The organism is Sphingomonas trueperi (assembly GCF_040545665.1).
GTDB lineage: Bacteria > Pseudomonadota > Alphaproteobacteria > Sphingomonadales > Sphingomonadaceae > Sphingomonas > Sphingomonas trueperi_B.
In genome coordinates this window covers 1-23,626 of record NZ_JBEPMH010000011.1, presented here as the reverse complement: position 1 = coordinate 23,626, position 23,626 = coordinate 1, and the positions used below count along the sequence as shown (strand labels likewise).

Annotated in this window: 22 protein-coding genes and 1 tRNA gene; 12 read left to right on the top strand and 11 right to left on the bottom strand. The window is 62.9% G+C overall.

Annotated features, from left to right (window positions below; all coding sequences use genetic code 11):
- Positions 1-4: 4 nt before the first annotated feature.
- The 5 genes from ABIC65_RS22010 (at position 5) to ABIC65_RS21990 (ending at position 4,080) form a co-directional block, all read left to right on the top strand.
- Entirely contained in the window at positions 5-307 is a 303-nt protein-coding gene (locus ABIC65_RS22010; RefSeq protein ID WP_354311651.1) for a putative quinol monooxygenase, read from the top strand.
- Positions 308-326: 19 nt separating this feature from the next.
- Entirely contained in the window at positions 327-1,163 is an 837-nt protein-coding gene (locus ABIC65_RS22005; protein WP_354311650.1) for an SDR family oxidoreductase, read from the top strand.
- A 50-nt stretch (positions 1,164-1,213) separates the two neighbouring features.
- Complete coding sequence (locus ABIC65_RS22000) at positions 1,214-2,104, top strand: LysR family transcriptional regulator (RefSeq protein ID WP_354311649.1); 891 nt, start codon at positions 1,214-1,216, stop codon at positions 2,102-2,104.
- Between the two features lie 99 nt (positions 2,105-2,203).
- Positions 2,204-3,217 (top strand): zinc-binding alcohol dehydrogenase family protein, encoded by a 1,014-nt coding sequence (locus ABIC65_RS21995; protein WP_354311647.1) that lies wholly within the window; start codon positions 2,204-2,206, stop codon positions 3,215-3,217.
- Between the two features lie 557 nt (positions 3,218-3,774).
- Positions 3,775-4,080, top strand: a complete 306-nt coding sequence (locus tag ABIC65_RS21990; RefSeq protein WP_354311646.1) for an I78 family peptidase inhibitor — start codon at positions 3,775-3,777, stop codon at positions 4,078-4,080.
- A gap of 104 nt (positions 4,081-4,184) precedes the next feature.
- Here ABIC65_RS21990 and ABIC65_RS21985 read toward each other — a convergent pair whose 3' ends face one another.
- The 8 genes from ABIC65_RS21985 to ABIC65_RS21950 form a co-directional block, all read right to left on the bottom strand.
- Entirely contained in the window at positions 4,185-5,060 is an 876-nt protein-coding gene (locus tag ABIC65_RS21985) for an NAD(P)H-hydrate dehydratase (protein WP_354311645.1), read from the bottom strand.
- Positions 5,057-5,818, bottom strand: a complete 762-nt coding sequence (locus ABIC65_RS21980) for a histidine phosphatase family protein (protein WP_354311706.1) — start codon at positions 5,816-5,818, stop codon at positions 5,057-5,059. Before ABIC65_RS21980 ends, ABIC65_RS21985 begins: the two co-directional genes overlap by 4 nt.
- A 463-nt stretch (positions 5,819-6,281) precedes the next feature.
- Positions 6,282-8,102 carry a M61 family metallopeptidase gene (locus ABIC65_RS21975; RefSeq protein ID WP_354311644.1) on the bottom strand — a complete coding sequence of 607 codons (1,821 nt, stop codon included), beginning with the start codon at positions 8,100-8,102 and terminating at the stop codon, positions 6,282-6,284.
- Between the two features lie 50 nt (positions 8,103-8,152).
- Positions 8,153-8,392: a DUF6894 family protein gene (locus ABIC65_RS21970; protein WP_354311642.1), complete on the bottom strand. Its 240-nt coding sequence runs from the start codon at positions 8,390-8,392 to the stop codon at positions 8,153-8,155.
- 85 nt (positions 8,393-8,477) lie between these two features.
- A complete protein-coding gene (locus tag ABIC65_RS21965) occupies positions 8,478-9,623 on the bottom strand; it encodes an alpha/beta fold hydrolase (RefSeq protein ID WP_354311641.1) in 1,146 nt (381 codons plus the stop codon).
- A 173-nt stretch (positions 9,624-9,796) separates the two neighbouring features.
- Positions 9,797-10,330 carry a hypothetical protein gene (locus tag ABIC65_RS21960; protein ID WP_093298229.1) on the bottom strand — a complete coding sequence of 178 codons (534 nt, stop codon included), beginning with the start codon at positions 10,328-10,330 and terminating at the stop codon, positions 9,797-9,799.
- Between the two features lie 13 nt (positions 10,331-10,343).
- The gene (locus tag ABIC65_RS21955; RefSeq protein WP_354311640.1) at positions 10,344-11,489 is read right to left on the bottom strand and encodes a zinc-dependent alcohol dehydrogenase; all 1,146 of its coding nucleotides are present in this window, start codon (positions 11,487-11,489) and stop codon (positions 10,344-10,346) included.
- 142 nt (positions 11,490-11,631) lie between these two features.
- Positions 11,632-11,970 (bottom strand): hypothetical protein, encoded by a 339-nt coding sequence (locus ABIC65_RS21950; RefSeq protein ID WP_354311639.1) that lies wholly within the window; start codon positions 11,968-11,970, stop codon positions 11,632-11,634.
- A gap of 664 nt (positions 11,971-12,634) precedes the next feature.
- Between ABIC65_RS21950 and ABIC65_RS21945 the strand changes: the two genes are divergently transcribed.
- The 3 genes from ABIC65_RS21945 (at position 12,635) to ABIC65_RS21935 (ending at position 15,920) form a co-directional block, all read left to right on the top strand.
- Positions 12,635-13,441 (top strand): NIPSNAP family protein, encoded by an 807-nt coding sequence (locus ABIC65_RS21945; protein WP_354311637.1) that lies wholly within the window; start codon positions 12,635-12,637, stop codon positions 13,439-13,441.
- Between the two features lie 317 nt (positions 13,442-13,758).
- Positions 13,759-15,237, top strand: coding sequence for a hypothetical protein (locus tag ABIC65_RS21940; protein ID WP_354311636.1), 1,479 nt, complete (start codon positions 13,759-13,761; stop codon positions 15,235-15,237).
- Positions 15,234-15,920 (top strand): DUF2161 family putative PD-(D/E)XK-type phosphodiesterase, encoded by a 687-nt coding sequence (locus ABIC65_RS21935; RefSeq protein ID WP_354311635.1) that lies wholly within the window; start codon positions 15,234-15,236, stop codon positions 15,918-15,920. The genes ABIC65_RS21940 and ABIC65_RS21935 overlap by 4 nt, the downstream gene beginning before the upstream one ends.
- 233 nt (positions 15,921-16,153) lie before the next feature.
- Here ABIC65_RS21935 and ABIC65_RS21930 read toward each other — a convergent pair whose 3' ends face one another.
- A complete protein-coding gene (locus tag ABIC65_RS21930; RefSeq protein WP_354311633.1) occupies positions 16,154-16,888 on the bottom strand; it encodes a Crp/Fnr family transcriptional regulator in 735 nt (244 codons plus the stop codon).
- A gap of 635 nt (positions 16,889-17,523) precedes the next feature.
- On the opposite strand from ABIC65_RS21930, the gene ABIC65_RS21925 reads away from it, so the two are divergent.
- The 4 genes from ABIC65_RS21925 (at position 17,524) to ABIC65_RS21910 (ending at position 21,862) form a co-directional block, all read left to right on the top strand.
- The gene (locus ABIC65_RS21925) at positions 17,524-18,330 is read left to right on the top strand and encodes an NIPSNAP family protein (RefSeq protein WP_354311632.1); all 807 of its coding nucleotides are present in this window, start codon (positions 17,524-17,526) and stop codon (positions 18,328-18,330) included.
- Positions 18,331-18,682: 352 nt separating this feature from the next.
- Entirely contained in the window at positions 18,683-18,949 is a 267-nt protein-coding gene (locus tag ABIC65_RS21920; protein WP_354311631.1) for a hypothetical protein, read from the top strand.
- A gap of 298 nt (positions 18,950-19,247) precedes the next feature.
- On the top strand, positions 19,248-19,835 hold the full coding sequence (locus ABIC65_RS21915) for a LuxR C-terminal-related transcriptional regulator (protein WP_354311630.1): 588 nt from the start codon (positions 19,248-19,250) through the stop codon (positions 19,833-19,835).
- A gap of 119 nt (positions 19,836-19,954) precedes the next feature.
- Positions 19,955-21,862: a hybrid sensor histidine kinase/response regulator gene (locus ABIC65_RS21910; protein ID WP_354311629.1), complete on the top strand. Its 1,908-nt coding sequence runs from the start codon at positions 19,955-19,957 to the stop codon at positions 21,860-21,862.
- 261 nt (positions 21,863-22,123) lie between these two features.
- On the opposite strand, the gene ABIC65_RS21905 is transcribed toward ABIC65_RS21910, so the two are convergent.
- Both ABIC65_RS21905 and ABIC65_RS21900 read right to left on the bottom strand, forming a co-directional pair.
- Positions 22,124-23,347: a tyrosine-type recombinase/integrase gene (locus ABIC65_RS21905; protein WP_354311627.1), complete on the bottom strand. Its 1,224-nt coding sequence runs from the start codon at positions 23,345-23,347 to the stop codon at positions 22,124-22,126.
- A gap of 187 nt (positions 23,348-23,534) precedes the next feature.
- A tRNA-Met gene (locus ABIC65_RS21900) sits at positions 23,535-23,611 on the bottom strand.
- Between the last annotated feature and the right edge of the window lie 15 nt (positions 23,612-23,626).

Below are 23,626 nucleotides of genomic sequence, written 5' to 3'. Positions count from 1 at the left end.
ATCCATGACCGACACCGACCATATCCATCTCATCGCCCATCTCGTCGCCAAAACGGGCAAGGAGCAGGCGCTGATCGACGCGGTTCTTGCGGTCGTGCCCGCCGTTCGCGAGGAGCCGGGCTGCATCGCCTATGTGCCGCATCTCAGCCGTGAGCACCCGGGAACGGTGGTGATGGTGGAGGCCTGGGAGGATCAGGCCGCGATCGATGCTCACACCGCTGGCGCCAGCTTCACCGCGCTCGCTGCGCGCTTCGACGAATTCCTCGCCGAACCGCTCCGCCTCGAAACCCTGCGCCGGCTCGCCTGAGCGGCGAAGGAGAAACAGCATGTCCAACTGGTTCATTACCGGCATCAGCAGCGGCCTGGGCCGCGCGCTCGCCGAAACCCTGCTCGCGCGCGGCGATCGCGTATTCGGTACCGTTCGCGCGATCGAGCGCGTGGCCGATCTTCGCGCGCACTATCCCGATCGACTGCACCTCGCCACGCTCGACCTGCGCGCCACCGAGGCGGTGCGCGCCGTGGTGGACGACGCGTTCGCGGTGCTCGGCAGCATCGACGCGGTCGTCAACAATGCCGGCTACGGCCTCTTCGGGGCGGCGGAGAGCCTCACTCTCGAGCAGATCAAAGACCAGCTCGCCACCAACCTTCTCGCGCCGATCGAAGTGGCGCGCGCGGCGCTCCCCCATCTGCGCCAGCAGGGCAGCGGGCGGCTGATCGCCATCTCCTCCTATGGCGGCCAGGCGACGCATGGCGGCGCATCGCTGTATCACGCCAGCAAATGGGGACTGGAGGGCTTTTTCGACGCGCTCGCGCAGGAAGTAGCCCCGTTCGGCATCGGCGTGACGATCGTCGAGCCAGGCGCGGCGCGTACGGGGTTCCGCGCGGCCGCCAGCGCCGCCCTCGGTGTAGACCTGGACGCCTATCGCCAGACCCCGATCGGGCAATTGCGCGATATCCTCAAGGATCCGGCCCGCACGCCGGGCGGAGATCCCCAGCGGATGGCTACAGCGATCATCGAGAGCGCATCCGACGAGACCGCGCCGCTGCGGCTGGTGCTGGGCAGCGACGCCCAGTCGATCCTTGATCGCGCCCTTTCCGCCCGCCTGGAACAGGTGCGTGCGCAGGTGGAAACCGCGTCCCGCACGGATGCCGTCGCCGCATGAGCGTGCGTTCTGCATCTTGTACGGACGCGCGCGCGCGGCGATGAAGCGGCATGACCGCCGAACCGACGCTTCGCCTCGACTGGGATGATCTGAAGCTGTTCGTCGAGATCGCCCACACGGGCACGCTGACCGCGGCCGCCGAGCGGCTGCGGCTCAGCCAGCCCACGGCAGGCCGTCGGCTGCGCAGCCTGGAGGCGACGGTCGGCGCGGCGTTGTTCCAGCGCACGCCTGGCGGCTTTCGCCTGACCGACGAGGGAGAGGCAATTCTCGTCCATGCCGAGCAGATGGCGGAGGAGGCGGTCGCCCTGCAACGCAAGCTGATCGGCGGCGCGCGCGGGCTGGAAGGCGTGCTGCGGCTCTCCGCCTCGGACTGGGTTTCGTCGCGCGTGCTGGCGGCACCCTTGGCCGGCTTCGCGATCGAGCATCCCGGCCTCGTGGTGGAGGTGCTGGCCGATTCCCGCCTCTATGATCTTCAGCGGCGCGAGGCGGATCTGGTGCTGCGCTTCGTGCCTTTCTCCGGCAGCGACATCGTCCAGCGCCGCTTCCTGCGCATCCGCTATGCGCTCTATGCAGCGCCCGCCTATCTGGAGCGCTGCGGCGATCCGCGCGCGAGCGGTGACGGCACCGGCCAACGGCTCGTGACGATGAACAGCGCGCTCGATCAGCTCCCCGACGTCGCATGGCTGCGCGGTCGCTGGCCCGCCGCCACGCCGGCCTTCCGCAGCAATAATCGCGAGGCACAGGGGGCCGCCTGCGTCGCCGGCGCAGGCCTGGCAGTGCTGCCGCGGGTAATCGGCGACCAGCTGCCGCTCGCACGACTGGAAAGCGAGGCGCCGCCGCCGCGCGACCTGTGGCTCGGCTATCACCAGGATCTGCGGCGGTTGCGCCGGCTTCGGTTGCTCGTAGACGCGCTGAGCGCCGCGTTGCCTAGCGAACTCTGAAGGGCATGCCTCATCGCATAGCGGTCGTGCGGAACTGGCCATGGCATTACGCATTCGCATGGACAATCTGACGGCCGAACGATCATCAGGAGGTTCGACATGAAAGCCATCGGTTACCACCAGCCCGGCAGCATCGACCGCGAAGACGCGCTGCTCGACCTGGACGTTCCCGCACCCACACCCGGCCCGCACGACCTGCTCGTCCGCGTGAAGGCGGTGTCGGTCAACCCGGTAGACGTGAAGGTCCGCAGCGGCAGCCCGGCACCAGAAGGCGGCCCGAAGATTCTCGGCTGGGATGCATCCGGCATCGTCGAGGGAGTGGGAGACGCCGTTACCCTGTTCCGTCCGGGCGACGAGGTCTTCTACGCGGGCGACATCACCCGCCCCGGTGTCAATGCCGAGTTGCACATCGTCGACGCGCGCATCGTCGGCCACAAGCCGGCCAGTCTCGACTGGGCGGAAGCCGCCGCGCTGCCGCTCACCGCGATCACCGCATGGGAATTGCTGTTCGACCGGCTCAACGTGCCGCACGGCCGCAAGCAGGCGCAGGGCAGCCTGCTCGTGATCAATGGCGCCGGCGGCGTCGGTTCGATCCTGATCCAGATGGCGCGCCGGCTGACCGGCCTCACGGTGATCGCCACTGCCTCGCGCCCGGAGACGATCGCCTGGGTGGAGCAGATGGGCGCGCATCATGTGATCGACCATCACAAACCGCTGGACGAGGAGCTTGCCCGGATCGGCCATGCGGAAGTCAACTATGTCGCCGGCCTCACCGCCTCGGACCGCTACCTGCCGCTGTTTCCCAAGATCGTCGCGCCCCAGGGCCACATCGCGCTCATCGACGATCCCAAGAGCTTCGACATTGTGCCGCTGAAGCGCAAGTCGATCACCGTTGCCTGGGAGCTGATGTTCACCCGCGCGATGTTCCACACGCCCGACATGATCGAGCAGCACCGGCTGCTGGAGGAAGTGGCGCAGCTCGTCGACGCGGGCGTGCTGCGGACGACGCTGCGCGAGCGGGTGGCAGGCATCGACGCAGCCAGTCTCAAGCAGGTGCATGCGCTGCTGGAAAGCGGCCGCGCGATCGGCAAGACCGTGTTGGACGCGCTGTAATCAGCGCAATTGCCGGCATGGCTTTGGGCAGGTCATGCCGGCAAATAGGACCAAGCTCAGTCCCCTGGATCATTTCGGTGCTTGCAACTGCGCTGCCCCCTCCCCGCTTAGTCGCCGATCAACACGGAAGCGTCGGAGGTAATTGCGAACCAGGGGCAGGGAATGTCCGCTTCTGGGAAGTGGGTTACGACCTCTTAATGACGGGAAGTGGGCGCGTTGCTGCCCGGCGCCCCTGCCGTTCCGCCTTCTGGCCGTTCACGCCTCAATTTCCATCCCAAGTGGTTTAAGGCGAGACAGGAGTGATCGTCGGGAACCTAACTGAACGCGTACCAATAAATGCGCTGGATCGAAAGTGAACGAACCGACGGAACGTGATCCTAATTGGCGTCCGACCAGAACAGCCGATCTGCCGGAGACAGCCGGGTGTTTATCCTTCAAGCTCGGTGAGCAGAAAGTGCGCCTTGCGCTCTCGATCGAACCGGCACAGGAATGGTACCTCGTAGCACAACGTTCACACGCCGCCGCTTACGGTCACTTCGATTTCACAGGACCGCGCAATGCTCTGTAATCCGATAAAATTGGCTGTTTCCCATTCTCTTGCCGCTGCGTCGCTGGCGACGGCCGGCTGCTCGACGAAGCAAGTAGCGCCCCCCCTGTCTCCGGGATCGTGCGACACGCCCGCCGCGCGTCGGTTAGTTGGCAAAGTAAAGCCGACCGACGCAGAGGCCATGCGCCTGACAGGTGCGACTATTGTGCGTCAGATCGCACCCGGGGATCCCGTCACGCACGATCTGCGCGGAAATCGAGTCACGATCGCCACGGATCCGGCCTCTGGTCGCGTCGTCGTAGCAATGTGCGGATAGGTTGCGAAGCGGGCTTAGGCATGTCCGCTTATAGACATGCGCCAGTGCCTTCCAACGGTGGTTATTGGGCGCAATACGGCCGCTTCCTCGCGAAGTTTGAAAAATTAGACCTCGGCCATCAGCTTAGGGATCTCCCCAGGAAGTTCGCGGCTGAGAAAGCCGATCGGCCCGACCCGCGCAGCCAGCCGACGCCCCGCTTCACCGTGCAGCCATACCCCCCACGTCGCAGCAACAAAGGGCGCCGCGCCGCGCGCTAGCAGCCCGCCAATAACGCCTGCCAGAACGTCGCCGGAACCGCCTGTCGCCAATCCGGGACCGCCACCCGGATAGCGGAGGATCACCCCCTCCGGAGTCGCAACGTGAGTGTCAGGACCCTTCAGCGCCACTACCGCGCCGAACTGGTGCGCGGCCGCCTTCACGACGTCGGCAGGAGAACGGGCAATTCGATCCGGATCTTCGAGCATGAGTGCTGCCATCTCGCCTGGATGTGGCGTTAGCACCGTACGACCCACATGCGCCTTGATCGCCTGGTGACGATCTGCCGCTACCCCGAGCGTCGCCGCGTCCAGCAGCAACGTTGGCGGAGGCTCCTTGGCCGCAAGCACTGCGTCGAGTAACGCTCCTGCATCGGCTTCTTTACCAGTGCCGGGGCCGAGGATCAGCGTGTCGCATCTTCCGAGAAGTTCGACGAGCCGGCTTCCAGCTGCGGCAGCTAGCTCACCCTCGCGGTTCGCCGGCAGCTCGAAGACCGCAGCTTCAGGCATTGCCAGTCCGAGCCCAAGGGCTGCGCGTTCCACCGTAGCGAGTTGGACCTTGCCGGCGCCAGCGCGCAGCGCTGCCTCGGCTGTCAGCCGAAGTGCGCCGGGCACCCGCTCGGATCCACCCGCAATCAATACCCGGCCGCGCGCGTTCTTGTCTGTGGCTGTCTCGCAAGGCGGCAGCGGGTTGGCAGCAAGCCAAGCGCGATCGAGCGGGGTCATCCGCGGGCGCCCACCATAGCATCGGGTGCTGCCGTTACAGTCGTGCCCGCACCCTCCTCCATCGGCGCGGTGACGTTGTAGCGGACCAACTCAAGACCGTTGTCGTCACAAACATATTCGGTGACCGAACAGTTGGCGACATCTCCCTCCTTATCGATTGCCAGGATCTCAGCCTCGCTGAGTCCTTCGATAATATAGCGCATGCAGAGCACCACGACCTGGTGCCCGACGATCATAACCTGCTTTCCGGCATAGTGCAGTGAAACGGTATCGAGCAATGACCGTAAGCGTAAGATAACATCACACCAGCTCTCGCCCCCCGGCGGTCGGTGATAGAATTTGCCGAGCAGCCGCCGAAACTCGGCTTGTTCGGGAACCAGCGTCGCGATCCCCGCGGTTGTGAGCCCGTCGAGAATGCCGAACTCCTTTTCGCGCAGCCTCTCATCGATGCAGAGCTTTGTCTCAACCGCAGCGCCGCCCGCGTCTCGGAATAGCGTCGCAGTCGCGTGCGCGCGGGCGTACGGGCTGCAGAGGATCGCATGCGGGCCGCCGTGCCCACCTCCTTCCGAGAACCACCGCCCCAAAGCGCGCGACTGTCGCTCACCTAGCGCAGACAGCTCTACGTCTACGTCTCGCTGATCGAGCGCAATCCGCTCCGCGCCGGCGCTATGGGCCGCGTCTCGCGCGACGTTACCAGCACTCTGTCCGTGCCTGACTAGCCAAAGCCGAGATGGCCAGCGGGAGGTAGCTGAGTTCATTCCTGATAAATGCGGGCCGCGCACGCTCGTTCCTCCTCGCGTAGCATCGCCAGAGGCTGACATGCAGACGGCTTCCGCCCTAGTTGCGGCCATTCACGGGAATGGTCATTCTGTGCCTGGGAGCATCGGCGCGGTGCCAAAGCCAAAAGCATCAGGATTTGGATAAGGTGGGGCACGTCGATGCGTTCAACGTGGTGGTCGGAACTATCCTCATCTTGGAGGTCAGTTTCTGGCTCGCTCGTTTAGTGCGGTTCGCGAGGAAAGCGAAATCCATCTCGTATGATCGCAGCCGGGGGCGGCTTGATCGGGCAGGTGCCGCGGGCAGAGCGCCGAGCGGCTATAGCAATGTGCTCGCCGCCGAGGGTACGCACGGCATTCCGCTGGTGCACAAGCCATATTCAATTCATGCGCTGTCGGCGACGCTCTACCGCCTGTGCGGCGGGATTGACGCTCGCGGCAGCGATTACGCGGTAGCGCGCCGGGGCCGCAAGATGTCGTCCATTCGGCGGGTTGCTCCCTCCACCGGTTCCAGATGCGGGTAGCGGTGCCCGGAGCAGTTCGCGATAACGACGGACCGCTCGCGCTTGCCGGTGCGCAGCTGCACCTCCAGCGGGCCACGGCACGCACCTACCGCCTCGCGCAGCACCTCGAGCGAAAAAGGCTCCCCCTGCACTGCGAGCAGCGTCGAGCCTGCCGTGAGCCCCATCGCGAAAGCGGGCCCTTCCCACAGCACTTCACCCACGGCACCGTCGGCCGCTACCGTCAGCCCTAGCGAGAAGGTGAGGTTGAGATTGCCCGCAACCTTCTCGGCATTAGCCCAATAGGCGCTGGGCTCGTCACGGTAGACGAGCCGGTACCCGCCACGGTCAATCCCCGCCAGCGGCGCGCCTTCGTGTTTGCCTCCGATGCGAGCGGCGAAGAAGCCGCCCCAGTCGAACGGTGCGAGCTGCTCCAGCGCAGCCACGACGTCTTCGAACACATAGGTGCGCGTGCTCCAATCGCCTGGCTGGTCGGCGCCGAAGAAAGCGCGGGCGAAATCGTCAAGCGAGCGCGTCTCGCCGCTCAGCTCCCGGATCCGCGTGTCGACGTCCAGCCAGACGAGCGCGCCTTCGGAATAATAATCCTCGCTGCGCTGCCAGCTGGGCCAGGGCAGCGGCGCACGCGCGGCGATAATAGGGTCGCGGGTGGTGTCGCTCATCGGGCGCCAGCGGCTGCCGGCGCGCACTTCGTGGGTAGCGGCGGTGAGCGCCAGCGCGCCGAGCGCATGTTCAGCCGCCCATAAGCCGGAGCGTGCGCACAGCACCCGATCCCAATATTGCGTCTGCCCCTCATAGACCCACATCAGGCTGTTGCCGATCGGCCGATAAAAGCTGGGCGTCCACGAATCGGCGCCGCGCCGGTGTTTGCCGTTCCAGCTATGGACGAACTCGTGCGGGATCGTGTCGCGGCGCGAGAAGCTTTCGTCCCAGTCCGTGAAATAGCCCGGCAGTGTCGCGGCCTCGCACGATCGGTGATGCTCGACGCCGATGCTGTCGATCGTTTCGCTCAGCGCGAACAGCACCTCGTAGCGATCGAAGGGCCGGGTACCGAACAGCCGGTCCGCTTCCTCGATCAGCGCGCGGTGGGGAGCGATTTGCTCCTTCGTGGCGTCGAGCTGGTCTGGCGCGTCGGCGACCATCGCCAGGTGGACCCGCGCCTGATCGTCAAGTGCGACACGGCGGAAATGCCGCCCGGCGATCACGGGCGAATCCACCAGCACGTCCAGGCTTACGGGCGGGAAGCCGACGCAGTCGTCGTCGCAACCTGCAACCACTTCCATTGCGCAGCCATGTTGCCAGCCGTGCGGCAGCAGCAGCGAAGGTGCCACTTGTATTCGGCGCGAAAAATGGCCCGCCGGGTAAAGCAGCACAGTGTTCCACTGCAGCATCAGCAAATCGGGGCCGACCACGACACGCCCTTGCGCCGGATCGGTCGGCGACAGGAACTGGAAGCGCGCCTCGATGGCGTCGACCCCTTCCGGCACGTCGACAAGGAAGGCATGCACGTTTACCGGATGGCGCCTCCACCGCAGATCCTGACCGCCCGCTTCCAAGACCAGTCCGGCGAACAGTTCGATCGGCGCCTGAGGCGCGTGATAGCCGGGCAGCCATTGTGGGAAGAGCAAGGTCAGTTCGCCCGCCTGCGCGACGGGGATCGTCTCGCGCACCCGGAAGATCCGTCGCTCGACATCGCGCGCGTCGACATCGAGGATGATGGTGCCCGGATAGGGCACGTCTTTCGGCATGGCGACGGGCGCCGGTTCCGGCACCGGCTGTGGCAGGCCGCACATCGGATTTACGAGATTTGCCGGGCGAGATCGGCGAGCAGGATGCGGGCCACGGGTTGGCGGTCCTCATCCTCGATGTCCAGGCTGCCGTGCAGGGCACAGGGGGCGCGGCGGACATGCTTGTGCAGCAGCACGCGCCCGACCTGATGCGCCGCGATGAGCGCCTGACGCAGATCCGGCAGGTCGCGCTGCTCGCTCAGATGCGCGATATTGTTGGGCGTTCGGAAGCAGAAATGATAGCTGGGCATGAGAATGAAATGCTAAACATTCCATGGCGTTGCGGCTAATTGATCTGATTTAGCAAGTTCGCGCATTTCGAGACGGCAGGCACCCTCAGAGCGGCGTTGGCCCACGAAAATGCACCGCCTGTGCGAAGTCGATGATCGCGGTGTGATAGGCCGCAGCCTGCGCGATCGGTCCCATGTGATTGGCGCCCTCCATGATCTGCAGTTGGCCGCGTGGTGCGATATGGGCGATGTGTTCGGAGGCTTCGGCCTTCGTAACGATATCCTTGCTGCCGCCAAGCACCAGGATCGGAACCGGGCACGCGCGCAGGGCCTCTTCGGCGCTCCATCGGAACATCGCCAGATCGCCGTGCGCGGTCACCGCGGGATTCTGCATCGTCATCAGGCGCGCGGTGCAGTCCAGCTGGGTTCGCGTGACCGACCGGCCGAAGCCGAGCCGCGTCGAGAGGTGCGAGGTGCCGCTGAGGTAGCTCTGCCATGCGGCGAGCCAGGCCAGCGGTTGCAGTAGGATGGTCAGGCGCATCAGCGGCTCGATCACCGGCCAGCGCAGTGCCTGCGCCAGGCCGCTCAGGATCATGGTCTTGAGCGGATTGGTGTAGGTGGTGTTGAGAAGGACAACGCCGCGCACGTCGCTGCCGGACAATTCAGGCTGGTCCCGGACCAGCGTCTGAATGATCATCCCGCCGATGCTGTGCCCCGCGAGCACTGCGGGGCGTCCGCCGGCAAGCTGAAGCACGGCGGCGAGGTCCTGCGCAAAGCCGCGCATGTCGACCTTGGCGCGGGCGCGTTTCGACTGGCCCAAACCGGGCAGGTCCCAAACGATCAGCTGAAAATGGCGCCCCAAGTCCCGCTTGGCATAATGCCAGATGCGGCTGTCGAGCGACCAGCCATGGGTGAGGATCAGCGGCGGGAGATCGTCCGACCCGTGGATCTCAACGTACAGCCGGGCACCGGTCGGGCTATCGACAAAGGTGCCGTTTCCGCGTTCCAGGCGCATGGGGTCCGTGTCCCCGCGCGCCACGAGCAACAGCACCACCGACCGGCCCAGGAAAGACCAGGCGAGCAAGCTGCCCCCGGTCCAGAGGCGCCAATCCTCGCGAACGCGGCGGAGCACGCCCTCTGCATCGCGCACCCATTCGCCGTCATACCAGCTCCAGAGCAGATAGGCGGAAGCGGCCAGGAGGCAGAGCGACAGAATGGCGAAGAATGCGCGTAGAACGGATAGCGAGCCCATGATCTCTCCCGGGGAGTCTGACGGTCGCGAACGGATCGCGACCGTTGCCCGTTCCCAGCGATAACAGTAACTTGGGATAGTGCAGCTTGGTGTCGCCCCGACCGCGCGACTGGGCGGGGGCGTTCGGCCCCGCCCAATCTCAGGATGGCCAGTACTGCCACACTTCCACCGCGTCAGCGCTCGCCTGCATCCTCGATCCGCTGCGCGGAACCCCGGCGGGCAAGCAAGGCGACGGTGAGGGTCAGACCGGCGACCACGGCGACCTTGGTGGCGAAACCCCGCTTGTTGTGCGCAAGCTCGGCGCGGATGCCCATCTCGCCGGGGATGTTCGGCAGCTTGGCATGCGCCAGGTCGTCGACCACGCCCTCGACCACGTTGATGCGGTCGGCACCCAACAGCAGCAGCCAGTGCAGCCAGTTGGATTCGCTCCAGCGGAAGGCGAGGCGGCGCAGCACGCCGCTCAACCCGCTCGGCGGGGTTGAGGTGCCGACTACCGCAGGCCGACGGACATGCTCGATCGACTGGAGGATCTCCACGTCGGTTCGCTGGATCGGCGGGCGGTCCCATTGGCGGGTAAGCCCATGATCCTGCGTCTGGTCGCGCATCGGATAGGTGGGGTCGTTGCGCGGATCGGCATCCACCCCCCAGCCGGGGATCGTCGAGGTGTCGAACAGCGCCGGGCTCTCAGTCTTGCGAACGAGGTTCATGCGGGTCTCCTGCTCAGCCATGGGGCACCAGCACCGGCTTGATGCAGCCATCCAGCTTGGCGGCGAAAAGATGATAGGCGTCGGCCACGTCGGCCAGCGGCACCTTGTGGGTGATCATCGCCTTGGGGTTGATATGGCCGGCGCGGATATGCTCGATCAACCGCGGCAGCAGCCGCTTGACCGAAGCCTGGTTGGCGCGGATCGTGATGCCCTTGTTTACGACATTACCCATCGGCACCATGTTGCCGGTCGGCCCATAGACGCCGACAACGGACACCACGCCGCCCTTCTTCACCGAATTGATCGCCCAGTGGAGCGCAATGGCCGATCCCGCCTCCAATTTCAGCTTGGTGCCGAATAGCGTCTGCAGAAAATTGCCCTTCGCATCGCCGCCGACCGCGTCGATTGCGACATCGACGCCGAGCCCGTCGGTGGTCTTCTTGAGGAAGACAACGACGTCGTCGACTTCCTTGAAGTTGTAGACCTCCGCCGGGCCGAAGCTGCGGGCGAATTCGAGGCGGTAATCGATATGATCGAATACGATCACCCGGCCGGCACCGAACAGCCAGGCGGCGCGCGCGGCCATCAGCCCAACCGGCCCGGCGCCGAAGACCGCCACCGTGTCCCCCTTCTGAATGCCGCCCATCTCGGCAGCCTGATAGCCGGTCGGGACTACATCCGTGAGCAGCACCGCGTCGTCCGGATCCATCCAGTCGGGCAGGATCATCGGGCCGATATCGGCATAGGGCACGCGGACATATTCCGCCTGGCCGCCATCATAACCGCCGGCGGTGTGCGAGTAGCCGAAGATGCCGCCAACTGCAGTGGCCTGCGCATTGGATTCGTGGCAGTTGCCGAACAGGCCCTGCTTGCAGAAATGGCAGTGGCCGCAGGCGATATTGAACGGCACCAGGACGTGATCGCCTGGCTTCAGGTTCGGCACCTCGGCGCCGACTTCCTCGACGATGCCACAGAATTCGTGACCGAACGTCATGCCGACGCGGGTGTCCGGCACCATGCCGTGGTACAGATGAAGATCCGATCCGCAGATGCAGGAGCGCGTCACCTTAACAACAGCATCACGCGGATGCTGGATGCGAGGCATCGGTTTCTCGGAAAGGCGGACGCGATAGGGTCCGCGATAGTCCATTGCCAGCATGCGCATTCCTCCATTGCGCAAGCCAACAGCAGCATTGGCGAGTTGTTCCGCACATTGATCTATGTGTGGTCTTATTGCCTCGAATGTTGTTGTTTCAGGCAACTACCCCTCTAAGCATGATCGCCTGCCCCTGCAGCCTTCCTCAAGGCTTTACATCGTGGCCGAGATTCTCGCCGTCTGCGCCGGTCTTCTTGTACCCGGAGCCGCCCTTCGGACCTTCATCGAACTCCTCGCCTTCGCGCGAACCGGAACCATGGAGCGCGCCAGTTGCCGCGTCGAACGATGCCCTGCGACCGTTCTCCGGCCCGATGTCGCGATCGCCCAGATCGGCGGGGAGCAGGCTCTCGCCGTCGGAATGAACGCGGCCACCGGGATCGAGACGGGCGAGCTCCGCTTCTTTGTCCCTGTTGTAATCCTGCCCGGAATAGCCCTCCAGATCGTTGAACGGAGTAGCTGCAGGCGTGCCAGAACGATCGGTCATGGGGTTTCCTCTCGGCAATGGAACGCACAAGTTCGAAAGAGGAGCCGAGGAAAACGTGGCGCAGTGCCCCACAAATGCTCGCAATGACGATATAGTCCCCTCCATCTTTCGGCCCTACTGACGGAGATCTTCGCCTGATTCAGGCACGCGCAATGCATGCTTCGTCGGCACGCATCCTGTCAAAACTAAGAAGCCTCGCAGGCGTTGTTCATTGTCGATGCGCCTTCGGTCCACTGCCGGGCTACCTACTTCGGCGCAGGCAAAGGCTTGGCCGTCGCCGACGGGAGCCGTACCATTGCAGCGCCAAGCACATGATCGTCATCCCGAAGCGGCCACTGGAGGAGACCTTCAAGGCAGACGTTCCTGCGCCAGGTCAAACCGCTCGCAGAGGCACAGGACATCCTCGCGGAGTGCATCCGTCTGGGTAGCGCGTGATCGGGCGAACGTTGAATGTCGGCTCTTCGCAAAACCCGTTGTTGAGCACGGAAATTCGGAATGGCCGCTAAGCCCCACTTGCAGCACCCTGCAGCGCGGATCTGAACGTTGGTCGTTTGCGGCCGCTTCTGGGGTGATCAATCGCTGTGATGAACGTCTAAAAATGGGCGCATTGACGGCGCTCGTGAGAACGGCTTGGTATGTTTGTGTAACCTGCGGAGAAATCACGGTGCAACCGATCAACCGACGCTCGCTGCTCGCAGGCGCTACCGCGACCGCCGTTGCTCTGGCTGAAGGAGACGGGCGGGCGCAGGCACTCGCCGCGGCAGGGGGCTCCGACGTTTACGAGCTTCGGACCTATCGCCTGGTTCACGGCTCGATGAAGGAGCGGCTGGACGCTTACCTTCAAGATGCCTTCATTCCGGCTGCGCGCCGTGCAGGTTGCGGACCGGTCGGGGTTTTCACCGTGGTGATCGGACCCGGGAGCCCCAGCGTTCACGTTCTAGTGACCCATCCCACGATTGTTCACTTCGCCTCTTTGCCTAGTCAATTGGCCGCTGACCCGAGCTATGCGATGGCGGCCAAGCAGTTTACCGACGCCAATCCGGAAGCTCCGTCGTACGCTGCTCTTGATGTCAAATTGATGCAAGCCTTCCCGCACTTTCCTCGTGCCCAAGTTCCCGATATCAAAAAGGACAAAGGCCGTATATTCGAGCTGAGGACGTATTTCAGCCATAGCGACGAAGCAGGCATGACTAAAATCGGGATGTTCGACACTGGAGGGGAGATAGAACTGTTCCGGCGTCACGGCCTTACGCCGGTGTTCTTCGCGCAGGATCTTACCGGAGCCCGCCTGCCGAGCTTGACTTACCTTCTGACTTTCCCAAATGTTGAGACCCGCGACAGAAATTGGGGCGCGTTTGGCGCGGATCCTGCATGGCGGCAGCTTGTCGGCACCCCAGGCCTCACGGATCCTGAGATCACGACCGGGATAGAAAATCAGATCTTGAGGCCAACGAGCTATTCGCAAATCTGAACGGCGGCTCACGGCAGCTTACGGACCCCGAATCGCCCCTTTTGGAAGCATGAGGCCATGGCTCACCCCAGAGCCCCGCCCTCACCTGCGGGCCGGTTGCCGCCAGGTCTCGAGCGTCTTGGCTGCCGTCGAGGCGGCTTGGGCTATAACCGCGTTTCTGCAATGCGAAGCTTCTGAGTGGCAGGCACCGCAAGCGTTGTGGCCATATGCCCGCCTCTTGACTATCTCGGCCGAGCCGCAAGGCCCCTCAACAAAATCAGCAAGATGCGCGGCGCTGGAGATGGCCAAGGTCCCGCGCTCTGGGTAAGCGCAATGGCGTGCTTCCGATTTCAAATGTGGTTCATAGCCCGCTCTCCCATGTTCGTGCTCAGCGTGAGCTACCCTATTTCATCGAGGAGGATGGAGCTGCCTGGACGCCTATCGGACACAATGATGCGATTACCTGGCCCGAGCTTGCCCCGTTGTTCCGGCGCCGGGATCCCGCCTCCGTCGAGCGTCACCTCCTGTGGTTAAAGGAGCATGGTGTCACCGTCATTCGGCTGATGCTGGAATATTGCCATGGCGAGCATCGGTACCTGGAGCGACCCGTGGGCCGCTTCGTGCCCAACATGGTGCAGTTTTGGGACGACCTGTTTCGACTGCTCGAAAAGGTTGGCCTGCGCGTCTTGCTGACGCCCTATGACACGTTCTTCATGTGGATCCGCTGGCGACATCATCCCTATAACCGCGCGAACGGCGGCATGTGTGCCAGACAGAGCGAATGGCTGATCTCTCCGGAGATGCGCGCGGCGATCAAGCACCGACTCGCATTCGCAAGCGCTCGCTGGGGCAACAGCCCCGCCCTGTTCGCTTGGGACATCTGGAACGAAATTCATCCTGCGCATGGCGGTGGTGATCCAGCGTCCGCCGCCCCTTTCATCGAAGACGTGGCGACCTGGTTGCGCGGGTATGAAAAGGACCGGCACGGCTACGCCAACCTTCAGACGGTGTCCGTCTTCGGTCCCGAGCTCATCAACCATCCAAGCCTGTCAGAGGCGATCTTCCGGCACCCGGCACTCGATTTCGCCAACACGCATCTTTACGAGAGCGGCACGATCGACTTGCCTCGAGATACGGTCCAACCTGCCCTCGCCGTGGCGCGCCTGATGTGTATCGCAGTCGAGGAGGCGGGCGGTCGACCAGTGTTCGATTCTGAGCATGGCCCAATTCACAGCTTCAAGGACAAGAAGCGCACTTTACCTGTTGACTTCGACGACGAGTACTTCCGCCATATCCAATGGGCACATCTGGCAAGCGGGGGTGCAGGTGGAGGCATGCGTTGGCCGAACCGGCACCCACATGTGCTAACAGAGGGAATGCGAGCCGCGCAGCGGGGGCTGGCTGAATTTCTGCCACTCATCGATTGGCCCCGCTTCCGCCGTCGCAACCTATCGAACGAGCTCCGCTGCGACGACTCTGGTCTTGCTCTGGTCGGATGCGGCGACGAGCACCAGGCCCTGATTTGGACCATCCGTACCGACAGCCTTTCTACAGAAGGTATGGTTGAGCCACGGCAGGATGCACGGCCACTAAAGCTGGCCGTCCCAGGTCTGCAGAACGGTAACTATGTGGTGACCACCTACGATACGGTCCTAGGGTCGATCGCGGCACGCCTCCAGGCGGTAAGCACGGGCGGTCTGCTGGAGGTAATTGTCGGCCCCGTGCGCTCTTCTCTTGCGGTATCCGTGCGGGAAGCGGAGCAAAACGGAGGCGGTGCCGCCAAATCGCAATGTGGACTAAGGACCCTTGCGCCGTGAGCGAGCTCGCCCAGAACCCTCGGATTGCCGAGACAGCCTTGTACCGACCGGTGAAAGCATTCCTTCAAAGCCAAGGCTTTGACGTGAAGGGCGAGGTCTGCGGATGTGATGTGGTCGCCGTTCGGGGCGACGAGCCGCCTTTGCTCATCATCGCTGAACTGAAGCTCTCCTTCACCCTTGAACTCGTACTGCAAGCAGTCGATCGTTTGCGCTGCGCGGACCTGATCTACCTCGCGGTAATCTCGAGCCGAAAAGGACGTGATCGCGATAGCCGCGTTCTTAGATTGTGTCGCTTGCTCGGCCTTGGCCTTCTCGCCGTCGATCTGAAGCTGAGCACCGTTTCCATCCTTGTTGAGCCCTCTTCCTATAGACCCAGGGTTGATTTGGCGCGGCGCGCTCGGATCCTTCAAGAGCACGCGAACCGCCGAGGCGATCCTGCCGAAGGAGGCTCCACACGCCGGCCACTCATGACGGCCTACCGGCAACGGGCGATCGCCTGCGCGGAGGCCATCGGTGGTGGCGTAGCCCGACCGCGCGACCTGAAGCACCTTGCGGAAGATGCCGGTCAACTGCTGCTGCGGAATGTTTACGGCTGGTTCCTGAGAGAAAGGCCCGGGCACTACAGATTATCTGACCATGGCGCGGCGATGTTGAACGATTTGAAAAGCAACAAGCATCAATAATTTTTGGCTACAGCGAAGGTCCTCGCAAAGAAATCCCCTCAGAAGTTGAACGCTGCTTCCCCGCCGAGATGGTCTGCATGTCTCCCTCGGCATCCGAAAACTGATCAAAGCTACACAATGGAAGACAAGCCAGCGGCCGATACTGGGAAGCATCTCTCGCCTAGCGAACGGTTGCAGCCAGGCTCAACCCTAAGCTAAATGCGACAGCAACGATATACCAGCTTGTGGGAGCTCTACCTCGGGCCCACTCCGTTGCTCCCGTCTGATTGCGGAGGCTGCGACGGGATGTGACCGACACTCAGCACCTGGTTAGACGCTTTGGCCGGGGCAAGCCGCACGGTGCCCGAGCGCCACGTCATAACGCCGGCCTCGCGCAACGCTCTCAAGGTGCGATTCACATGAACTGGTGTCAGTCCGAGTGCATCGGCAAGAGTTTCCTGCTTGATCGGGGGCTTGAACGTGTTTGCCTGCGCTAGACCGACCTGCGAGAGACGATCGTACATCTCGATCATCCAGTCTTGCACGCGTTCGGCCGCACTCATTCGACCGACGCGTACAACCTGACGATAGACATTCAGTTGGTCCTGCTCAGCTATCGCGTCATAAGCTCCGACGAGGGCGCCTCCTTCAGGCGCAACGCACAAGATCGTTTGGCCAATCGCCACGACGCTAGTCTCTATTGATGATGCAAGTCGTGTTTGAGCACTCACAAGGTCACCGGGCACGTAAAAGCCGATTATCTGTAGGCGACCGTCGCGCAGACAATGCGTTCTCGCGAGCCAGCCGTTGAGGACCAGGAAGCGTGACTGAGTTGAACCTACGACGCCAGCGAGAGACTTCCCGTTCAGAAGTGAAAATGATGATCGAGGTGCTCGCTGAAGCGCCAAAAGCTCAGATGCTGACAGCTCAGCGACCTGTGTGAACCGCTGGATCAATAGCTCTTCGAACGAAGCGCGCATGCTGTCCATAACATCCAGCAACCAACTCGGCGCAAGCTAGTTCCGCCACCTTCGTTATGCCGCGGCGAAGAGTCTGCGCCGCATATTCCATACCAGTAGCGGCATCGAGGGCATAGATATCAGCCGATGTCAGCACGTACCGGTCACCTGACGCATCAGTGAGGGCGTTCGAGGAGCCGAGCTCGCCGCTTTCATTCATGCATCCCGGGTACGACCGGCGATCACTCCCGCCACAACTATCCCTCTGGTTCTGAGCAAGAGTGGCACAGCAGCGTCGAGGCCTCGGCTGCCTATGCGGTTCGGCATGGATGACCCGAAGGGCATAACCCGGCGCGTTGTCGTTCTGCCGAATCCCGCTACAGGTGGTGCGCGGCTTTCGGTTTTCGGGCGCGATATCACCACCCTTTTCCGTGGAAGATGGCAGCGTAGATCTGTCTGCGGCTGCCCTGGCGCGGGATCGGCTTACGCTTCCTCCTGCGCCTGCCCCATCTTCCAACCCCGCTGGCGCAGCAATGTTCGAGCGGTATCCTTTCGCGTCCGCTTTGGGGGAATGCGCTTAGGCTTTGGAACGTCCGGAAGTGGGCGCATTGACGGCGCTCGTGAGAACGGCTTGGTATGTTTGTGTAACCTGCGGAGAAATCACGGTGCAACCGATCAACCGACGCTCGCTGCTCGCAGGCGCTACCGCGACCGCCGTTGCTCTGGCTGAAGGAGACGGGCGGGCGCAGGCACTCGCCGCGGCAGGGGGCTCCGACGTTTACGAGCTTCGGACCTATCGCCTGGTTCACGGCTCGATGAAGGAGCGGCTGGACGCTTACCTTCAAGATGCCTTCATTCCGGCTGCGCGCCGTGCAGGTTGCGGACCGGTCGGGGTTTTCACCGTGGTGATCGGACCCGGGAGCCCCAGCGTTCACGTTCTAGTGACCCATCCCACGATTGTTCACTTCGCCTCTTTGCCTAGTCAATTGGCCGCTGACCCGAGCTATGCGATGGCGGCCAAGCAGTTTACCGACGCCAATCCGGAAGCTCCGTCGTACGCTGCTCTTGATGTCAAGTTGATGCAGGCCTTTCCGCACTTTCCTCGTGTCCAAGTTCCCGACACCAGAAAGGACAAAGACCGTATATTCGAGCTGCGGACGTATTTCAGCCATAGCGACAAAGCAGGCGCGACTAAGATCGGGATGTTCGACACTGGAGGGGAGATAGAGCTGTTCCGGCGTCACGGCCTTACGCCGGTGTTCTTCGCGCAGGATCTTACCGGAGCCCGCCTGCCGAGCTTGACCTACCTTCTGAATTTCCCAAATGTTGAGACCCGCGACAGAAATTGGGGCGCGTTTGGCGCGGATCCCGCATGGCGGCAGCTTATCGGCACCCCAGGCCTCACGGATCCTGAGATCACGACCGGGATAGAGAATCAGATCTTGAGGCCAACGAGCTATTCGCAAATCTGAACGGCGGCTCACGGCAGCTTATGGGCGTCGGATCGCCCCTTTTGGAAGCATGAGGCCATCGCTCACCCCAGAGCCCGCCCTCACCTTCGGGATGCCTACCTCCCTCTCCTTTCCCCATGACCCGCTCACATCGAATAGCGGCAGTCCAAGGCCGATCGCGGGGCGCGCTGACAGGATGTCTGCTTTCGGGAAGCGCGCTACGGTTTCCGCACGGCGGGAATTGGGCGATAATCGTCCCCTTCACACAAGGGCAGACCAGCTCCAGCAGGCTGGCCGCCTTCGCGTCAGGAGCCGTAATGCCAGACGGGCGTTTAATAGCGCGGGCAAGCATTTGAAAGCCACGGGAGACATCATGTCCGGTGAAGAAACGACGGCGGGCCGTGAGATCATCACGAAGGCCATCACAGCACTGGAAGATGGCTATACGGTCCTGATCCGCCTCAGGGGGCGGGATCGCGGCATCAAGGCAGCCAGGATCGTGCCGGACCTTTTGAGCTTCCGGGTCGAGGAGACCGACGGGTTTAGCTGTGATGTTGCGTTCAGCGCCGTAGAGCACGCAGCCTACAGCAAGGAGGGCGGTGCAGTTAGCTCGACGCCGAGCGCGGCCGAGAATGCATGAATGGTCATCCTGCCGAAGGTTGCGTCGCTGATTACAAGACACCCGGTTACAGCCGTGGGCAGCGCCGATTGGGCGCTGTTCGCTCATGACCGCTACTGGCGAGTGTGCTGAGTTTCCTGAACTGCGGGAAGTGGACGCGCGGCAGCTTCGTTCTCGTGCCTCCATGGCCGCCCGCGTATTAAGGGCACCCACTTTCTTACGGATCGGCATGACGGGACGTACCGCAGTTGCTCGGTTATAGAACGGCCGAAATCAAACAGGCGGAGACGCCGCATGGGAGCTCGTGAGTTGCGTTGAAATGAAAAAATCGTTGATCCGTTCCATTCGGCTTTCGCCGATTGCATCAGTTCTCACCGACCCCCGTGCAGACGACAATCCCATCATCGCGGCAAATCGGGCTTTCGAGGAGCTGACAGGTTATGCGGAAGCTGAGCTAATCGGTTGCAACTGTCGGATTTTGGCGGGCCCGGCGACCGAGCCCTCCCGCTCAGCTGCCCTCGCCCGCGGAATTGCCGCAGCCACGCCTCTGGTGGTGGAGCTGCTGAACTATCGGAAGGACGGGAGCAGCTTCGTCAACGCTGTGATGGTGGCCCCCATCTTCGACGACAGTGGCGATCTGGCTTATTTCATGGGCACCCAGATGGCAGTCGGGGAACGGGGAAATGGCACTGCGCTCGAATCGGAGGCGGAGCGCATTGCTCGTCTGACCCCGCAGCAGCAGGCGGTCCTGAAACTAATGGCGAAGGGCATGCGGAACCGACAGATCGGAGAAGCGCTGGGCTTGAAGGAACGGACGATCAAAATGCACCGTGGTGCGCTCGTTCGGCGATTGGGAGTCTCCACAGCCGGGGAGGCAATACGGCTCGCCATCCAGGCCGGGTTCTAAGCCTTCGCGGTTGCTCCAACCTTGCGGAACCATGATTCATGTTGCGCACACGTCCCGGCGCAGTATGCACTTTGGTACATATTGGCCAACCTGGGGGGGTTAGCACAGGGATTTGAGTCTTGGGATCTGATGACGCTAAGCCGCACGCGCCTGCAGAGACCTTTCAGCTGCTGGTCGATGCGATTACCGACTACGCCCTCTACATGTTGGATCCGAACGGCCGTATCGTCACCTGGAACAGCGGCGCGGCTCGCTTCAAGGGCTATGCCGCCGATGAGATTATCGGCGAGCATTTCTCGCGCTTCTTCTCGGTCGAGGATCAGGCGGCGGGGTTGCCATCGCTCGCACTTCAGGCCGCCGCGCGCGACGGTCGCTTCGAAGCGGAGGGGTGGCGCATCCGCAAGGATGGTAGCAGCTTCTGGGCAAATGCCGTCCTGGACGCGATCCGAGGTGAGGATGGTACGCTCCTCGGCTTCGCCAAGATCACGCGGGACATCACGGACAAGCGTCGGCTCGAGCAGGCGACCTTTGAAAGCGCCTTGCAGCTGCAGATGCTCGTCCAGGGCGTTCGCGACTATGCGATTTACATGCTCGACAAGCAGGGCAAGATCACGAGCTGGAACTCGGGCGCACAGGCGATCAAAGGCTACAGCGAAGCTGAAATTCTAGGGCAGCATTTCTCCCGCTTCTACACCGAAGCGGACCGCGCGCGCGGTGCACCAGACATCGCGCTTAAAACTGCCTTGGAGCAAGGCAAATTCGAGGCAGAGGCGCAGCGGGTACGCAAGGACGGCTCGTTGTTCTGGGCACATGTGCTGATAGACCCAATTCACAACGAAGCCGGCGAGCATGTCGGATTTGCCAAGATAACGCGGGACGTGACCGAGAAGAAGGAGGGCGAGCTGGAGCTTCGCCGCACGCAGGAGGCGCTCTTGCAATCACAGAAGCTACAGGCGCTGGGGGAACTCGCCGGCGGAATCGCTCACGACTTCAACAATCTGATGACGGTGATGCGCGGATCCGCGGACTTCCTGCTTAAGCAGCCCGACCTGCCGAGCGAGAAGCGCATCCGATATCTGAACGTGATGCTCGAGACCGCCGAGCGAGCAACAAGCCTCACGTCGCAGTTACTGGCCTTCGCCCGCCGTCAACCTCTCGAACCCGAGGTGATCGATCTAAGCGTGCGCTTGGATGCAATGGGCGAGATGCTCCAGCGGACGTTAGGCAGCGTTTATGAGCTGACGCTTGACCTCGCGCCGGGCCTTTGGACGGTGGAGGTCGACCCCGCCGGTCTCGAAGCAGCGCTGCTAAATGCCGTTCTCAACGCCCGCGATGCTATGCCGTCCGGCGGCCAAATCACGATCTCAACACGCAACAGCACTCGGGACGAAGGAGACGGCGTCCTGCTGGCGATCCAGGACACAGGGGAAGGAATCGCACCTGAGACATTGAAGCGAGTTTTCGAACCCTTTTTCACGACAAAGGCGACCGGAAAAGGCACCGGTCTGGGGTTGTCCCAGATCCACGGCTACGCCGTTCAATCAGGAGGGTCCGCAAGGATCACGTCCGAAGTCGGCCAAGGCACGAGGGTGGAGCTCTGGATCCCGCGCACCTTGAAAGAGCACGCTCGTGAAGCGGCACCTGAGGCGCAAATGAAGCTTCCCGACGGTCTTCGGGTATTGCTGGTCGAGGATAGCGAACACGTCCGCTATTTCGCGCACCAGCTACTTGATGACCTAGGTTGTTGTGTTCTGGACGCTGAGAACGGTCGCGAGGCCCTCGCCCTCCTTCAGGAACACGAGGTCGATCTGGTCTTTTCCGACATCGTCATGCCCGTCATGAGCGGCCTGGAACTTGCCGCCGAGGTAAAGCGCTCGCACAGCCACGTTCCAGTGCTGCTCGCGAGCGGCTATAGCAGCAAGCAGTTCATCCCCCGCGACGAGCGGGAGTTTCCCATTCTCCGCAAGCCGTACAAACTGGGAACGCTCGCCGCGAGCATCAACCAGCTCCTCGAGCGCAGCGACTAGAGTCGCTGACTTGGTTCCTCCATAGGTTGATATACAGGAGGGGATAACGGCGGTGGACCTCATAGTGAGGAAAGCCGTCGATCCTCTATTACGCAGATGCCTACTTCCCTCCCCTTTCCCCATGACCCGCTCACACCAAGTAGCGGTAGTCCAAGGCCGATCGCGGGGTGCGCTGAAAGGATGTCTGCTTTCGGGAAGCGCGCTACGGTTTCCGCACGGCGGGAAGTGGGCGCGCAGCAGCCGCGTGCCGTCCGAGGGAATTTATGCAACTCTCTGAACGGCTGCCTCATTGATGTGCTGCTTCGGGAGCAGGAACTCGTGGATATGATCCGCCCATTCCTGCAGCATGCGCCTTCGAGGCGAGAGGTACAGCGCGCTGTTGTACGCGCTGCGGACGTCGTCACGGTCGGAATGGGCGAGCGCCATCTCGATCCAGTCCGCTCTATAGCACTCGGCTTCATTCGCCCACGTGGAGGCCAGACCTCGGAAGCCGTGGACGGTCTGCCGACCGCGATAGCCCATGCGATAGCAACCATAGATCATGGTATTCTGGGAGATAGGCTGGCCGATCTTGTCCCCTCCGAAGACATACGCGCCAGTTGAGTAGGTACGAACGTCTTCGAGCAGCACCACGATCTGGCGCGAAAGCGGCACGATGTGCTCGCGCCCCATCTTCATACGCTCCGCTGGCACGCGCCAAAGCGGCTCCGACCCGTCGAGCCCCTCGAATTCGTCCCACCGCGCAAGCCGCGTCTCGTTGGTACGTGCCCAGGTCAGCAGCGTGAACAGCAACGCCGCTCGGGTGACGGCACGCCGCCGGGGGTTCTCCTCGCCATCGTAGCTATCGATCGCCTGCACCAGTGCCGGCAGCTCCTGCAGCCCCACCCGTGCCATGTGCCGCACCCGCGGTTTCGGCTTCAACAGGTCGGAGAGATAGGCCGACGGATCTTGATCGGCCCAGCCCTGCGGAATGGCGAAGCGATAGATCTGGCTGACATGCTGCTTGATCCGCCGGCTGACGTCGAGCGAGCCGCGCGCCTCCACGGTCCGTACCATGGCCAGCACGTCGGCGCTGGTGATAGACCGCAGTGGCCGATCGCCAATCACCGGAAAGGCATCGCGCTCGAGCCGCGTCATCAACCGCCTGGCATGGCCTTCGTCGAGATTGCCCTCGCGGTTCTCGTGCCAGGCGCGCGCCGCCTGCTCAAACGTCTTGCCGGCGGGCGATTTGTTGCTGGCGCCGGGGTCCCTGCCCTGCCCGAGCGCCACCCTCGCCTCCGCGCGGCGAAGCCGCGCCTCTGCCAGGCTGAGATCGGGATAGCGGCCGAAGGAGAGGAGTTTCTCCTTGCCGTCGAACCGGTACTTCATCCGCCAGAGCTTCGAGCCGTTCGGCCGGACGAGGAGGTACAGGCCCTCGCCGTCGGCAAGCTTGTAATCCTTCTGCCGCTTGGTCGCGTAGCGGACTTCGAGTTCCTTGAGCGCCATCTGGGGGTACTCCGCTGGGGTTGCGGCGATTACCCCAGAAAATACCCCCAAAAGCAAATCGACGTCCTGGCGTTCAGTGGGGTCCAGAGAGGCCTTCTGAAATCGCGCGACTCGGCGATAAGCAACGGAAAACAGGCATAAAAAAACCGCCTCAGGATGTCCTGAGGCGGTTTGGTATATTTGGGTTTGGTTGCGGGGGCAGGATTTGAACCTGCGGCCTTCAGGTTATGAGCCTGACGAGCTACCGGGCTGCTCCACCCCGCGCCAATGCTGGTTGCC

Bases quoted from the DNA above. Each gene is read 5' to 3' on its own strand.
- ABIC65_RS22010 (WP_354311651.1), top strand. From the start codon at position 5: ATGACCGACACCGACCATATCCATCTCATCGCCCATCTCGTCGCCAAA.
- ABIC65_RS22005 (WP_354311650.1), top strand. From the start codon at position 327: ATGTCCAACTGGTTCATTACCGGCATCAGCAGCGGCCTGGGCCGCGCG.
- ABIC65_RS22000 (WP_354311649.1), top strand. From the start codon at position 1,214: ATGACCGCCGAACCGACGCTTCGCCTCGACTGGGATGATCTGAAGCTG.
- ABIC65_RS21995 (WP_354311647.1), top strand. From the start codon at position 2,204: ATGAAAGCCATCGGTTACCACCAGCCCGGCAGCATCGACCGCGAAGAC.
- ABIC65_RS21990 (WP_354311646.1), top strand. From the start codon at position 3,775: ATGCTCTGTAATCCGATAAAATTGGCTGTTTCCCATTCTCTTGCCGCT.
- ABIC65_RS21985 (WP_354311645.1), bottom strand. From the start codon at position 5,060: ATGACCCCGCTCGATCGCGCTTGGCTTGCTGCCAACCCGCTGCCGCCT.
- ABIC65_RS21980 (WP_354311706.1), bottom strand. From the start codon at position 5,818: ATGAACTCAGCTACCTCCCGCTGGCCATCTCGGCTTTGGCTAGTCAGG.
- ABIC65_RS21975 (WP_354311644.1), bottom strand. From the start codon at position 8,102: ATGCCGAAAGACGTGCCCTATCCGGGCACCATCATCCTCGATGTCGAC.
- ABIC65_RS21970 (WP_354311642.1), bottom strand. From the start codon at position 8,392: ATGCCCAGCTATCATTTCTGCTTCCGAACGCCCAACAATATCGCGCAT.
- ABIC65_RS21965 (WP_354311641.1), bottom strand. From the start codon at position 9,623: ATGGGCTCGCTATCCGTTCTACGCGCATTCTTCGCCATTCTGTCGCTC.
- ABIC65_RS21960 (WP_093298229.1), bottom strand. From the start codon at position 10,330: ATGAACCTCGTTCGCAAGACTGAGAGCCCGGCGCTGTTCGACACCTCG.
- ABIC65_RS21955 (WP_354311640.1), bottom strand. From the start codon at position 11,489: ATGCTGGCAATGGACTATCGCGGACCCTATCGCGTCCGCCTTTCCGAG.
- ABIC65_RS21950 (WP_354311639.1), bottom strand. From the start codon at position 11,970: ATGACCGATCGTTCTGGCACGCCTGCAGCTACTCCGTTCAACGATCTG.
- ABIC65_RS21930 (WP_354311633.1), bottom strand. From the start codon at position 16,888: ATGGACAGCATGCGCGCTTCGTTCGAAGAGCTATTGATCCAGCGGTTC.
- ABIC65_RS21920 (WP_354311631.1), top strand. From the start codon at position 18,683: ATGTCCGGTGAAGAAACGACGGCGGGCCGTGAGATCATCACGAAGGCC.
- ABIC65_RS21915 (WP_354311630.1), top strand. From the start codon at position 19,248: ATGAAAAAATCGTTGATCCGTTCCATTCGGCTTTCGCCGATTGCATCA.
- ABIC65_RS21905 (WP_354311627.1), bottom strand. From the start codon at position 23,347: ATGGCGCTCAAGGAACTCGAAGTCCGCTACGCGACCAAGCGGCAGAAG.